General features: G+C 64.7%; 14 protein-coding genes. 6 read left to right on the plus strand and 8 right to left on the minus strand.

The features are described 5' to 3' along the window. The first annotated feature begins 34 nt into the window (after positions 1-34). On the plus strand, positions 35-736 hold the full coding sequence (locus LFT44_RS15240) for a GAF and ANTAR domain-containing protein (RefSeq protein ID WP_236799245.1): 702 nt from the start codon (positions 35-37) through the stop codon (positions 734-736). Between the two features lie 25 nt (positions 737-761). Here the strand turns inward: LFT44_RS15240 and LFT44_RS15245 are convergent, their stop codons facing one another. After that, positions 762-1,193, minus strand: a complete 432-nt coding sequence (locus LFT44_RS15245; protein WP_236799246.1) for a hypothetical protein — start codon at positions 1,191-1,193, stop codon at positions 762-764. Positions 1,194-1,368: 175 nt separating this feature from the next. On the opposite strand from LFT44_RS15245, the gene LFT44_RS15250 reads away from it, so the two are divergent. After that, positions 1,369-1,764 carry a hypothetical protein gene (locus tag LFT44_RS15250; protein ID WP_236799247.1) on the plus strand — a complete coding sequence of 132 codons (396 nt, stop codon included), beginning with the start codon at positions 1,369-1,371 and terminating at the stop codon, positions 1,762-1,764. Positions 1,765-1,771: 7 nt separating this feature from the next. Here the strand turns inward: LFT44_RS15250 and LFT44_RS15255 are convergent, their stop codons facing one another. Further along, a complete protein-coding gene (locus tag LFT44_RS15255) occupies positions 1,772-2,386 on the minus strand; it encodes a PAS and ANTAR domain-containing protein (RefSeq protein ID WP_236799248.1) in 615 nt (204 codons plus the stop codon). A gap of 196 nt (positions 2,387-2,582) precedes the next feature. On the opposite strand from LFT44_RS15255, the gene LFT44_RS15260 reads away from it, so the two are divergent. After that, entirely contained in the window at positions 2,583-2,924 is a 342-nt protein-coding gene (locus LFT44_RS15260) for a hypothetical protein (protein ID WP_236799249.1), read from the plus strand. A gap of 90 nt (positions 2,925-3,014) precedes the next feature. Here LFT44_RS15260 and trxB read toward each other — a convergent pair whose 3' ends face one another. Together trxB and LFT44_RS15270 are read right to left on the minus strand one after the other, a co-directional pair. After that, positions 3,015-3,992 (minus strand): thioredoxin-disulfide reductase, encoded by a 978-nt coding sequence (trxB, locus tag LFT44_RS15265; RefSeq protein ID WP_236799250.1) that lies wholly within the window; start codon positions 3,990-3,992, stop codon positions 3,015-3,017. A gap of 22 nt (positions 3,993-4,014) precedes the next feature. Then, entirely contained in the window at positions 4,015-4,449 is a 435-nt protein-coding gene (locus LFT44_RS15270; protein ID WP_236799251.1) for an arsenate reductase ArsC, read from the minus strand. Positions 4,450-4,605: 156 nt separating this feature from the next. Between LFT44_RS15270 and LFT44_RS15275 the strand changes: the two genes are divergently transcribed. After that, positions 4,606-4,929, plus strand: a complete 324-nt coding sequence (locus LFT44_RS15275) for a hypothetical protein (protein ID WP_236799252.1) — start codon at positions 4,606-4,608, stop codon at positions 4,927-4,929. 161 nt (positions 4,930-5,090) lie between these two features. Here the strand turns inward: LFT44_RS15275 and LFT44_RS15280 are convergent, their stop codons facing one another. Together LFT44_RS15280 and LFT44_RS15285 are read right to left on the minus strand one after the other, a co-directional pair. Then, positions 5,091-5,312, minus strand: a complete 222-nt coding sequence (locus LFT44_RS15280; protein ID WP_236799253.1) for a hypothetical protein — start codon at positions 5,310-5,312, stop codon at positions 5,091-5,093. Between the two features lie 336 nt (positions 5,313-5,648). Beyond that, positions 5,649-6,167 carry a MarR family winged helix-turn-helix transcriptional regulator gene (locus tag LFT44_RS15285; protein WP_236799254.1) on the minus strand — a complete coding sequence of 173 codons (519 nt, stop codon included), beginning with the start codon at positions 6,165-6,167 and terminating at the stop codon, positions 5,649-5,651. Between the two features lie 228 nt (positions 6,168-6,395). Between LFT44_RS15285 and LFT44_RS15290 the strand changes: the two genes are divergently transcribed. Then, positions 6,396-7,148, plus strand: coding sequence for an ANTAR domain-containing protein (locus LFT44_RS15290; protein ID WP_236799255.1), 753 nt, complete (start codon positions 6,396-6,398; stop codon positions 7,146-7,148). Between the two features lie 484 nt (positions 7,149-7,632). Here LFT44_RS15290 and LFT44_RS15295 read toward each other — a convergent pair whose 3' ends face one another. Both LFT44_RS15295 and ftsW read right to left on the minus strand, forming a co-directional pair. After that, entirely contained in the window at positions 7,633-8,925 is a 1,293-nt protein-coding gene (locus tag LFT44_RS15295) for an MFS transporter (protein ID WP_236799256.1), read from the minus strand. Continuing rightward, complete coding sequence (gene ftsW / locus LFT44_RS15300) at positions 8,909-10,219, minus strand: putative lipid II flippase FtsW (RefSeq protein WP_236799257.1); 1,311 nt, start codon at positions 10,217-10,219, stop codon at positions 8,909-8,911. Before ftsW ends, LFT44_RS15295 begins: the two co-directional genes overlap by 17 nt. A 203-nt stretch (positions 10,220-10,422) precedes the next feature. Between ftsW and LFT44_RS15305 the strand changes: the two genes are divergently transcribed. Further along, on the plus strand, positions 10,423-11,958 hold the full coding sequence (locus LFT44_RS15305) for an LCP family protein (RefSeq protein WP_236799258.1): 1,536 nt from the start codon (positions 10,423-10,425) through the stop codon (positions 11,956-11,958). Positions 11,959-12,014 lie beyond the last annotated feature (56 nt).

The following is a 12,014-nucleotide window of genomic DNA, read 5'->3' on the forward strand; positions in this document are numbered from 1 at the left end:
GGGAAAGCACGAAACTCCGCGTGAGGAAGGGATCGTGGAGCGTCTACAGGACCTTGTCCTGAAGACTCCGGACATGGCGGAGCTGCTCCACGAACTCGTGACCCTCTCTGCCGCGGCGCTTTCCGTCCACACCAGGCTGCTCTGCGGCGTCACTATGGTGCGGAAGAAGAAACCGGCAACGGTGGCCACCAGCCATTCGCGGGTCAAAGCCATGGATGAGCTGCAGTATGCCTATGGCGACGGGCCTTGCCTGACCGCCCTCCGGGACCTGGTCACCGTCTACATCCCCACATTGCATGAGGAGAGCCGCTGGCCCCATTACTGTGCCACGGCCTGGGACGAAGGCATCCGCTCCATCCTCTCCGTTCCGCTGCCGCTGGAAGGGGAGGCAAGTGCGGCACTCAATCTGTACGCCGCCCAAACGCACGCGTTCAGCGATGAAGCAATTCACAAGGCGGAAGTGCATGCGGGCCAGGCCTCCAAGGCGCTGCGCCTGGCCGTGCGCCTGGCACAGCTGACGGAGGACCGCGACAACCTGGCAGCAGCACTGGAGTCGAGGACCATCATCGACCTGGCAACGGGAATCATCATGGCCCAGAACAACTGCAACCAGGACACCGCCATCAAGGTCCTGCGGAGCGCCTCCAACACCCGCAACCGCAAGCTTCGGGACGTGGCAGCCTTGCTGGTGGCCTCGGTGGGCAAGGATCCCAACGTCATTACGCACTTCGACTGAGGCTTAGGTGCAACAGGGGCAAGGTTCACCGGACGCGCGGCTCGAACCCGGCCAGGGCCCGGAAGAAATTCACCAGCTCAACAATGGCGCCAATGATCGAACCCACGATCCCGAGCACCAGGAACACCCGCACCACTACGGGCCAGCCGGACCAGCTGGTGCCGAAATCGAAGGGGAAGACCTGCCACATTCGCAGCATGGCCGCCACCCCTATGCCCATGACCACAATGTTTCCCAGCGAAAGGAGGGCCCGCGAATGGATCACCGCGCAGACCAGGTTCACAATGATGCCGGCGATGAGGGATGCGTTGATGAGGTCAAGGACGCGGGTCATGTCCGCGGTGAGGAACGGAACTATCTGCCAGCCCGGCCAGACGTTGATCCCCCACAGCAACAGGGCGTTGATCACGGCGGAGCCAACGTTGCCGCTCCGGCTGGTGGTAGTCCTGGCCGCCATGCCAACAGCGTCCCGCATGGACAGCCGCGGCAAAAAGTGCCGAAGGTCCCCCGACGCAGGAAGCGCCCGGGGACACCGCCTGCAGGGGACGGCAGGCCGTTCGGCACTGTTCCAGCGGTCCCGGCAGCACGGAGCCTATTTGGAAACGGAGCCTTTTTGAAGGAGGTGGTTGGCAGTGTTCACTCTTCGCACCCTTGGCGGGATCGCCCTCCTGATGGCTGGGAGCAGCTGGCTGTGGCTGACGCCCACGTTCGCCAGCAAAGGGGTCAACACCTCCGGCGTCTGGTGGGCCATCACCATGGTGCTGTCGCTGCTGACCGTGCTGGGATTCCTGGTGGCCACGTGGGGACTGTTCGCCCGGTGGAGCTGGTGGGAGTACGCAGCCCTGGCCTCTGCGGCGCTGGGGCTGGTCACCCTGGTGCCGTTCTGGGAGGCGGCAACGGGCGGAGGCGAGACGGTGGGGACCACCGCATGGAACGTCTTCGTGCACGTCCTGATGGTGGCCGGCGTCGCGGTGTTGCTGCTGGTACCGCCCCTGGAACGCTGGGTCAACCAGCAGGTGATGGGCTAGCTGGAGGTCAGTAACCGGCCAGGAGCTCAGCGGCCTTGCCGTTCGCTGCCGCGTTCACCAGTTCTTCGGCCACGATGTGCAGCTTGGTGTTGGCGTGCTGGCTCCTGCTGGCCAGGAGTTGGAATGCGGCAGGGCCGTCCACTCCCTGCAGTGCCATGACAATGCCCTTCGCCTGTTCAATCAGGGCCTTATGCCCGAGGGCTCCCTCGATGGCTTCCTCGGCGGCGTGCTGGGACTCGATACGCAGGCTTTGGGTCACGTCCACCATGAAGCCGCGGACGTAGTCCACCTGTCCGGATGGTTCCACGACAGCTTGGATGGCAGAAAAAACGCGCCGTTCCCTGCCCCGGACGTCAATGACCCGGTGCAGCAGCGCCCCTTGGCCGCCGCCTTCCAGGAGGTCCGCCCAGATCTCCTGGATGCGCTCCCGATCCAATTGGTGCTTGTGGGCCATGAACAGTTCGAAGGTGGGCACCACCTCACCCTGCTTGAGTCCGTGTATGCCGTACATGCCCTCGGACCACACCATTTTCCCGGAGGGGACATGCAGTTCGAACGTCCCTGAGGGGCAATGGGCAGAGGGCTGCAGCGGATAAAGATACGTATCAAGCTTTGACCACATACATTCCTCCCAAAGTCAGGTGCACCCCCGGCGGGCTAACGGCACCCACCCTAACCGACCAGTATGAAAAGGACACGTCATATTCCGCCCAGCAGATGCCGGAAAAGTACAGGGGTCACAAAGATGCGGGGACGGAGTACTGTTCGCCCTAGGGGGCGCTGGCGGTCTGCGCCCACAGCCAAGGGGAGGTCATTTCATGGGTGAAGTGTGGATCCGCACGCTGGGCAACGGGCTGGTCCGGGCCGATCGAGTCACCGAGATTACATCCACCCGCGGGTCCCGGCAGGAGGACCGCGGGTATTCACTGAAGGTCATTGTGGACGGCAAGAGCCACGTGCTGATTGACGACGGCGGGTTGCAGGGCTCCCTGCCCGAGCGGCTGGAATATGCCAGGCACATGGAGGACGCCCTGCTGCTGGCAATCGACGAGGCGCGGGGAAGCGACGTGTCCATGGTGGTCTCCTACGAACCGGAACGCGAGCGCTGGTCGGCCGCTCCCGTATCAGTATTAACGGGAAAGCTCCCCGAAGTCGTCTAACAGGCAAAGCCCCAACTGGGTCGCAGTTGTTGTCGTTTTCGGGGCTGATAACGACATTAACTGCGACTCAGTTGGGGCCTGGGACGGACATCAGCTGTGGGTCGGTTCCTCGACGAGCGCAGTGGCGATGCTGGCAGCGTCCTCCAGCGCGGCGAGGAAGCGCTCGGCGTCCAGGGCTGCGGCGCAGCCGGTTCCGGCGGCGGTGATTGCCTGGCGGTACCGGTGGTCCACGGCGTCGCCGCAGGCAAAGACACCGGGCAGGTTGGTGCACGTGGTGGGCGCGTCAACCTTGATGTAGCCTTCCTCGTCCAGGTCCACCTGGCCGGCCACGAGGTCGGTGCGCGGCAAATGGCCGATGGCCACGAAGATGCCGGTGGCGTCCTGGTGCCGGGTTTCCCCTGTGCGGGTGTCCGTGAGGGTGACGCCGGTGACTTTGCCGTCGCCGTGGATGGCCGTGACGGCGGAGTTCCAGGCGAAGCGGATCTTGGGGTTGTCCTTGGCACGCTGGGCCATGATGCGGGAGGCCCGGAGCTCGCCCTTGCGCACGACGACGGTGACGGACTTTCCGAAGCGGGTCAGGAAGGTTGCTTCCTCCATGGCGGAGTCGCCGCCGCCCACCACGATGATGTCCTGTTCGCGGAAGAAGAAGCCGTCGCAGGTGGCGCACCAGGAAACGCCGTGGCCGCTGAACTTTTTCTCCTCCGGCAGGCCGAGTTCCTTGTAGGCGGAGCCGGTGGCCAGGATGACAGCCGTTGCCTCGTAAGTCTCCCCGCCGCCGGTGACCACGCGCTTGACGGGACCTTTGAGGTCAACGGACGTGGCGTCGTCGTACTCAATACGCGCGCCGAACTTTTCCGCCTGCTGCTGCAGCCCGTCCATCAGCTCCGGGCCCTGGACGCCGCCCGGGAAGCCCGGGAAGTTTTCCACTTCGGTGGTGTTCATCAGCGCGCCACCGGCGGTGACGGACCCGGCCAGGACCAGGGGGTTCAGGCCGGCGCGGGCGGCGTAAATGGCGGCGGTGTAGCCGGAGGGGCCGGAGCCGATGATGATCAGCTGTTCTTTGCTCATTGGTTGTCCTTCGGTGGCGGTACTACTGGGCGTCCGCGTGCTGCGCGGGCAGGAGTTCGGTGATCAGTTTTTCAATGCGTGCCTTGATCTCATCACGGATCGGACGAACCGAGTCAACGCCCTTGCCGGCCGGATCCTCCAGTTCCCAGTCCTCGTAACGCTTGCCCGGAAAAACCGGGCACTCGTCACCGCATCCCATAGTGATCACCACGTCCGATTCTTTCACTGCCTCGGTGGTAAGCATCTTCGGGACCTCCGCGGAGAGGTCAATACCTACCTCCGCCATGGCCTCCACGGCGGAGGGGTTCACCTTCTCCGCGGGCTGGGATCCGGCGGAACGCACCTCCACGGTTCCCCGGGACAGGGAGGTCAGGAAAGCGGCCGCCATCTGGGACCGGCCTGCGTTGTGGACGCAAACAAAGAGGACGGAAGGCTTGCCGGCGGGATCGGCGCTCATGGGTGCTCCTCAAACTGATAGAAAACTACTTGCGGTGTAACAAACGTCACTGTGTTGCGCTCATCACATTCGTTGCCTAACCTAGTGGAGGCTTAAGCAAACAGGCCATGCAAGAAGCTGCAGCGTCGCAGCCAATGCCGGGGAAGGCTTTACAACTTGAACTCTAAGCTGAACATTGTGGTCCGGGTGGATCTGGACCACAGCAAGGCCCAGGTGATTGCAAAGGGGCATATCACCATCCACAGCGTCAACGCCCTCTATGTAGTGGCAAAGCGTGCCAACTCCCTCAGGGGAGGCCTGGACCTGGAGCTGGACGTTTCCAGCGCCCTGGTTGATGAGGAGGCGCTGGACATGCTCCATACCGCCTCCGAAACACGGCACCTGCCCGCAAAGATCGATCCGGACCAGGCACCCTGCACCATCAGCGTGCTGGCCGAGCGCCGAGATCCGCGTCCCAGGGCAGTCCGCCTGGCTGCATAAAACCTTCCGGCCGCTCGCCGCGCCCACTTTTCGGGCCAGAGCCGGCCGGCCACCACTTTGCTTTACCGCTCCCAACGACCCGAAGTGCAGCCGCATCTGAACAGACGGATGGCTGCACTTCGGGGCCCGGGGAGCCTATTACAGGCCCCGCCTGCCAGGCGTTAGAACAGCTGAACGCTGCGGGCCAGGATCTCCTGTAGTTCCTCGGCGGCGAGGCCGGCAGCTTTGCCAAGAGCTTCGGGGGCCGCGCCCAACCGGGAAGCGGCCCGCACGGCATTCTCGAAGCGTTCCTGCGCTGCGTCCATTTCCCACTGGAGGCTTTCCAGCATGGCGGATTCCAGCCGCACGGCCTCCATGGAATCAGCGGTGATGCCAACGTCCATCTTGAAGCCGCAGGCGCAGGCCCACTCCCTGGAGTTCCGTCGAAGCCCAGCTCAGCGACGGCACAGGCACTGGAATCGAACTCATTGCGGTGCCGCAGTGGAAGGGGGCGGCAGGGTCAGCCAGGGCACGATCCGAGGCATTCACGGCAACGGAAGAACCACGCAATCCCGACGGGTGGTCCAGGGCAATGGGCACGGCCTTCTGCACACATTCGACGCGACGGCCCGTAAAGGTCGATTGTCCCGGTGCCTGAGGTTCAAGTACTGCAGTCATTCGATCCGCCATCCGATTGATAAACAAGTATGTAGCTAGCCTAACTAGGATTCTCTACTTGTCTAGCGTACGGAAACGCCGGGTTTGGCATTGACGGCGTCCACCGCTTCACGCATCCGTTCCAGGAAGTGCATCACGGCTTTGATCTCCTCGGGAGACAGGGATTCGGCAGCCTCCAGCATGCGCTTGTGCATCTGGTTCAGGTTGTGCCGGACCTCTTCGTCAGCACCGGGAGTGGGCCTCAGAATCACAGCGCGCCGGTCCGTGGGATGGGGTTCCCGAAACACATACCCACCCGCAACCAGCCGATCGACCAGGCTTGTCATTGAAGCGGAGGTGATGGCCAGGCGGGCGGCAAGTTCTGTGGGCCGGATGCCGATTCCGGCCGATTCCGCGTCTATGAGGTACCGCAGGGCCAGGAGGTCCGTCTCCCCCATTGCCACGGAGGAACGGGTGCGCCTTCTCATGGCGCTTTCGGATGTCCGGAACTCCCGGAGGGCGTTGATGACGTCGACTGCGCGGGGCTCGGCACCCGCCGAGGATGGGTACCGTGAGCCTTCGCTTGCACCATGCGGGTTCATGCGAATTCCTTCGATATCCTACTTGCTTGGCTGTCTAACAAACCCATCGTAGCCCACTCGCCGTCCCTCCACCTCCATAACGATGCAAAGCATGTTCAGGTACCTCGCGCAGCCCGACGGGAAAAGTAGAGTACTGGCTACTCGTGCCCGGGCATCGGCAGCCCAATAGGTTTCTATGCAACCCGCCGCGCCTGTAGCTGGTGGGCGTAAAGGAATGGGGGTGCGTCAGTGGCAGTTGGCCCGGCAAACAACAAGGCGCTTGAGCGGCAGGGGTTCCTGCTGGACCTCGTAACGGGGGCCGACGGCGAGGCAGGGTCCCTGCAGATACTCGCCGACGCTGCAGCCCACTGGGTCAGTACCACGGCAGGTGCGGCGATGGAATGTGCCGTGGTCTTGCACCGCCAGCGGTCCTGCCTTGCCACGGCCGGAAGCACATCCGGCGCGGCTGGCCTGGCAGCGTCCGAGGACGAGCACGGAGACGGCCCCACAGCACTCGGTTCCGTACTGGCTGCTCCAACAGTCATCAATCAGGCCGGCGGGCGCTGGCAGGCCTACCGGAGGCGGTTGGTGGACAACGGCTTCGGCGCAGCCCTTGCCGTCCCCCTGGATCTAAAGCCCGGCTTGGCCGGCGCACTGGTCTTCCTGGCCCCGGCCAATGTCGGATTCACCGCCAAGGTTGTCAATGACGCCGCCTGGTTCGTCGAGGTGGCATCGCACAGCCTGAAGCTGGCACTGGACGTCCACGGCGTCATCCGTGCCGGCGACAACCTTAAGCAGGTACTGGAGAGCAGGACCAGCATCGACGTTGCCTGCGGAGTGCTCATGGCGCAGAACCGCTGCTCCTATGCTGAAGCCTTCAGCAAGTTGGCCGGCACCTCCAGGAACCGCAACCTCAAAGTGCGCAGCGTCGCGGACAGCATCCTCCGGGCGATGCCCAGCGGCCCGCCGGGAACCCGCTTCGAGCCTCCGGCAATCGCCTAATCCCGCCGCGCAACTCCCCGCGGCCAATGGCGGGAGGGCAAGGCAAGGGTGACCGCGCGGCTAATGACGCGCCCGGGCCCGGATAAGTGCTGCCGCCAGAAGTCCTGCACACCCGAGTGAAGCCAGCATGCCACCAAGAGCCACGAAGTAATCGGTAATGGTCATTGTCCTGCGCTCCTTCCCTGCTACCGCCTGATGGGCACAAGCTACCCGGCGAAACTCAGGCTTCCCTGAAGGATCGCCGGCAGGTTTGATCAAGATCCGGTTAAGGAGACCTGCGGGCATCCGCATACTTTGACCCGCGATCTTCCCTGCATCACGGCATTCCGTATTATTCAGGCATGTGGACTAAACAAAGCCAGAGCTTCTGCCCCCGGTGCGGAAGGAACACCAATCACGTCACCCATTTCCAATAGGACGACGCCGGCAGCCTGGTTGCGGACGTCCGCTGTGCAGAATGCCGGGAGGCTGCGGGGGCGGTCGCCTAGGCAGTTAGGTCGCCGGAGCGGCCAGGACGGACGACGGCGAAAATCGCCAATGCTGCTGCCTGCACCACCGTGACGGTGACGGCCAGGGCAAAGACCGACTGCTGGTAGAGGAGGCCGATGAGGAAACTTCCCGCCAGCCAGGCCAGGCCGTAACAGGCGGTGAACATTCCGTAGGCGCTCCCCCGTTTGTTGGCCGGTGCCAGGCCCGCCACGCCGGCACGCATAGTGCTCTCCTGCATCCCCATCGACGCTCCCCACACCAGCACACCTGCCACTGCAAGCCCGGTGTTGTTACTGAAGCCAAGCCACGGAACCGCGGCGGCCAGCACCGGCAGGACCAGCAGGACCCGCAGCCCAACCCGGTCAAAAAGCCAGCCCGAGCCCAGGGCTGCCACCGCGTCCACACCCATTGCCGCGGCGTAAAGCACCGGAACCAGCGCCGGCGGGAGCAGCCCTGTGGCCACCAAGTGAAACGAAAGCAGTCCAAACGTGGCGTAGCCGAACATTGTCAGGCTGCTGAACGCAGCGTAAAGCCAGTACTGGCGCGGCATTCCGGCAGCGCCGCCGGGAACAGGAATGGCCGCGTTGCGCTCCGCTCCAGGGGGCTCCGCATCGGCCTGCTCCACGCCGCCTGCAGGCTGCGGGTTGCCCGGCTGGGCGGCGGCGAGTTCGTAGACGCCAGGATCGGGAACTCTGCGCTTCAGCCAGAACAAGACCAGCATGGCCGCAAGTCCGGGCACAGCCAGCAGCAGGAAACCGGGCCCGTAGCTGCCGGAAAGCGCCAGGGCCACCCCCACCAGCAGTGGCCCCACCAACGCCCCCACCTGGTCCAGTGCTTCATGAAGCGCGAATGCCTTTCCCTGGCCCAGCGCGGAACCGGCCTCCGCCAGCATGGTGTCCTTCGCGGGGCTCCTCACGGCCTTGCCCAAGCGCTCGGCCAGGACCAGCAGGCAGGCGACCCACAGTGCGTCGGTGACTCCGAGCAGGGGCACTGAGACCGCGGTCAGGGCATAACCGCTGATGGCCAGCGCCCACCGCAGCCCGGGCCTGTCAGCAAGCCGCCCAAACACCAGGCGGAGGACCAGGGCCACGGCTTCACCGGCACCGGTGACCACACTGATCAGGAGCGCCGATGCGCCCAGCGCACCGAGGAACGGCCCGGTAACGCTCCGCGCACCCTCGTACACCATGTCCATCAGCGCGCTGATGATGCCGAAAGCCAGGATGAAGCGGACGGCAGTCATGGGCGCGGCGGGAAGCGCCCCTCCGGCGTTACCGCTGGTGCGCATGCTCCCGGGCCTGCTTCACAGCACTATCAGGCACAGCGCCGCTTAATCCAGCACGATTCGACCCGGCACCGCGACGGAGTGCGCGGCCCACGCGGGTGCCACGGCGGGATGGTGGAACAGTACCTTCCGGACGCGTCACCGCCAGGATCACTCCGATTCCTGCCAGGGACGAAACCATCGCCGACCCGCCGTATGAGATGAACGGCAGGGGCACGCCAATAACGGGCAGCAGCCCGCTGACCATGGAAATGTTGATCACCGCCTGCCCCAGGATCCAGGTGATCACGCTGCAGGCCACGATCCGCGAGAAGGTATCCGTGGTCCGGGCGATGGTCTTGAACACGGCAATGGCCAGGGTGGCGAACAGGCCCAGCACCAGCAGCGAGCCGGCCAGGCCAAGTTCCTCGCCCAGGATGGAGAAGATGAAGTCGTTATGGGCTTCCGGGATCCAGTTCCACTTCTGCCGGCTCTGCCCCAGGCCCACGCCGAACCAGCTGCCGGAAGCCAGTGCGTATGTGCCGTGCTGCGCCTGGTAGCCCATGCCCTGCGCGTCCTCGTCAGACCCCATGCCCAGCCAGGAGGAGATGCGCCCCATCCTGTTGCCGCTGGTGGCTGCCAGCACCAGGGCTGCCGCCGCGCAGATCAGCCCGGCCACGGAGAACACCTTCATCCGCACGCCGCCGTAGAACATGGTGGCGGCCAGGATCATCATGATGATCAAGGTGGTGCCCAGGTCGTGCCCCAGCGCCACGATGCCCATAATCAGTGCACCGGCCGGTGCCAGCGGCATGACCGCGTGCTTCCACTGCCCAAGCAGGGCCTGCTTCCGGTCCAGGATCCAGGCTCCCCACACAATCAGCGAGAGCTTGGCGAATTCGGACGGCTGGGCCGTGAAACCACCCACACTGAGCCAGTTCCGGTTGCCGTTCACGGTCATGCCCAGCGGCGTGAACACCAGCACCAGGGCAAACAGTGAACCGATCAGCATCGGCCAGCCCAGCCACCGGATCCGCCGCACGGGCATCCGCGCCAGCACCAGCATGATCGCCGCGCCGGCCACGGTCCACATGGCCTGCTTCAGGGGAAGATCGTACGGATTGTTTCCTGCCGCCACGGATTCCACGGACGACGCCGACGCCACCTCCACGAGTCCGATCCCTGAGAGCGTGAGCACCACTGCCAGGATCAGCGGCCGCAGGCGGCCCGGCGAGTCGTCCTCCAGCCATACCGCCAGTTTGCCCAGCCTGCGCCGGGCAGGAGGACGCGTAACGCGCTGCTTTTGTCCTGTACTCATCTGTCCGTTCCTCAGCCTGAACATCCGCGGTTTCCCGCAGGGCCGGGCCAGCGGCCCGGGCGGGTACCGCCGAAAAGAAAGAGTACGCCCACCCCGCTACTGGAGGGCGACGGGACACCCGCCAGGTCAAGGGTTTTAGGCGAATTGCCAGCTTCGGCCTGTAGGGTAGCGGAAACCTGTCCCCTCCCGAAGGTCCTTTTGTCGTGTTCGGTTCCAGAAAATCTCCCGGCCCGGAACAGGAAAGCTCCAGCCCCCTCGCCTACCCCGGTCAGGGTGAGCTGTACGCCACCAGTTCGCGCCACCTCCGGCCCCTCCGCCGTCGTGCCCCACGCTGGGTCAAGGTCCTCACTGCTGTGGTGTCCGTGCTGCTCCTGGCCGTCCTGGCGTTTGGCGGCTACTGGGCCTGGCGCCTGCAGTCCAACATCAGCACTTCGCAGCTGTCCGCGGGCGGACAGCGCACGGAGGGGGCCGCGAATGACAACACGGACCGGCTGCAGATCCTGGTGCTGGGCTCGGACACGCGGAGCGGCAACAACAGCCAATACGGCACCGCGGACCAATCCTCCGGCTACGGGCAGTCCGACGTGATGATGCTGCTGGACATTTCCGCGGACAACAACCACGTGAACGTCATCAGCTTCCCCCGCGACCTTTTGGTGGATGTGCCTTCGTGCACGGATTCCAAGACCAACCAAACGTATCCCGGGCAAAAGAGCGCGATGATCAACAGCGCCATGGCCCAGGCAGGCATCGGCTGTGCCGTGGATACGGTGAACAAGCTGACGGGCCTTGAGGTGGACCACTTCATGATGGCGGACTTCAACGCCGTCAAGGAGCTGTCCAACGCGGTAGGCGGCGTGGAGGTCTGCGTGACCGAGGCCGTCAATGATCCCGATTCGCACCTGAACCTGCCGGCGGGCACCTCTCAGGTGCAGGGCGACCAGGCGCTGGCCTTCCTGCGGACCCGGCACGGGTTCGCCAACGGCGGGGACCTGGGCCGCATCCAGGCGCAGCAGGGCTTCCTTGCCTCGCTCAGCCGCAAGCTCAAGTCCGAGGGCACCCTCGGCAACCCGCAAAAGGTCCTGAGCATCGCCGACACCATCACCAAGAACCTGACGGTGGATTCCGGCCTGGCCTCGGCCCCGTCCCTGCTGACCATCGCCAACCGGCTGAAGAACATCGATCCGGCCAACATCAACTTCATCACCGTACCCACCGTCCCCGCGCCGCAGGACCCCAACCGGCTGGCTCTCGACGAGCCGGCTGCATCCAACTTCTTCAAGGCCCTGCGCAACAGCCCGGACCTGAGCCAGCCTGCGCCGGCAGCACCTGAGACGCCGGCAACGCCCGCTGCACCGGCCTATGACAAGTCGCTGCAGCCGGTCTCCATCGCCAACGGCACCGGTGTGACCGGCCGCAGCAAGGCGATCGCAGGGTTGCTGTCCGACGCCGGGTTCACCAAGCTCACCCAGTTGCCGGCCCAGGCGCAGGGCCAGACCATGGTGTACTACTCCGCCGGGTTCGAGGACGTGGCAGCCGACGTTGCCGCGCTGTTCGGCCTGCCGGCAAGCAGCGTCCAGCAGGTTGCCAACATCCAGGGCGTGCAACTGTACGCCGGCACGGACTTTGCGTCCGGCACCAAACCCGCCGCCCCGCCGTCGTCCGCTGACTCCTCCGGAAGCGTGGTGGCTCAGACCGGCAGCGACCAGAAGTGCCAGGCGGCCAACCCGCTGGGATAGCAGAACCTCCAGCACGATCCAGCTTTGCCTGAATACAGCCCCGGCTGTACCTTTAG

Source organism: Arthrobacter sp. FW306-05-C (genome assembly GCF_021801725.1).
Taxonomy (GTDB): Bacteria; Actinomycetota; Actinomycetes; order Actinomycetales; family Micrococcaceae; genus Arthrobacter.

Coding starts and splice junctions, on each gene's coding strand:
- LFT44_RS15285 (WP_236799254.1), bottom strand. CDS start 6,167: ATGAACCCGCATGGTGCAAGCGAAGGCTCACGGTACCCATCCTCGGCG.
- LFT44_RS15255 (WP_236799248.1), bottom strand. CDS start 2,386: ATGTGGTCAAAGCTTGATACGTATCTTTATCCGCTGCAGCCCTCTGCC.
- LFT44_RS15260 (WP_236799249.1), top strand. CDS start 2,583: ATGGGTGAAGTGTGGATCCGCACGCTGGGCAACGGGCTGGTCCGGGCC.
- trxB (WP_236799250.1), bottom strand. CDS start 3,992: ATGAGCAAAGAACAGCTGATCATCATCGGCTCCGGCCCCTCCGGCTAC.
- LFT44_RS15270 (WP_236799251.1), bottom strand. CDS start 4,449: ATGAGCGCCGATCCCGCCGGCAAGCCTTCCGTCCTCTTTGTTTGCGTC.
- LFT44_RS15245 (WP_236799246.1), bottom strand. CDS start 1,193: ATGGCGGCCAGGACTACCACCAGCCGGAGCGGCAACGTTGGCTCCGCC.
- ftsW (WP_236799257.1), bottom strand. CDS start 10,219: ATGAGTACAGGACAAAAGCAGCGCGTTACGCGTCCTCCTGCCCGGCGC.
- LFT44_RS15280 (WP_236799253.1), bottom strand. CDS start 5,312: ATGGACGTTGGCATCACCGCTGATTCCATGGAGGCCGTGCGGCTGGAA.
- LFT44_RS15295 (WP_236799256.1), bottom strand. CDS start 8,925: ATGCGCACCAGCGGTAACGCCGGAGGGGCGCTTCCCGCCGCGCCCATG.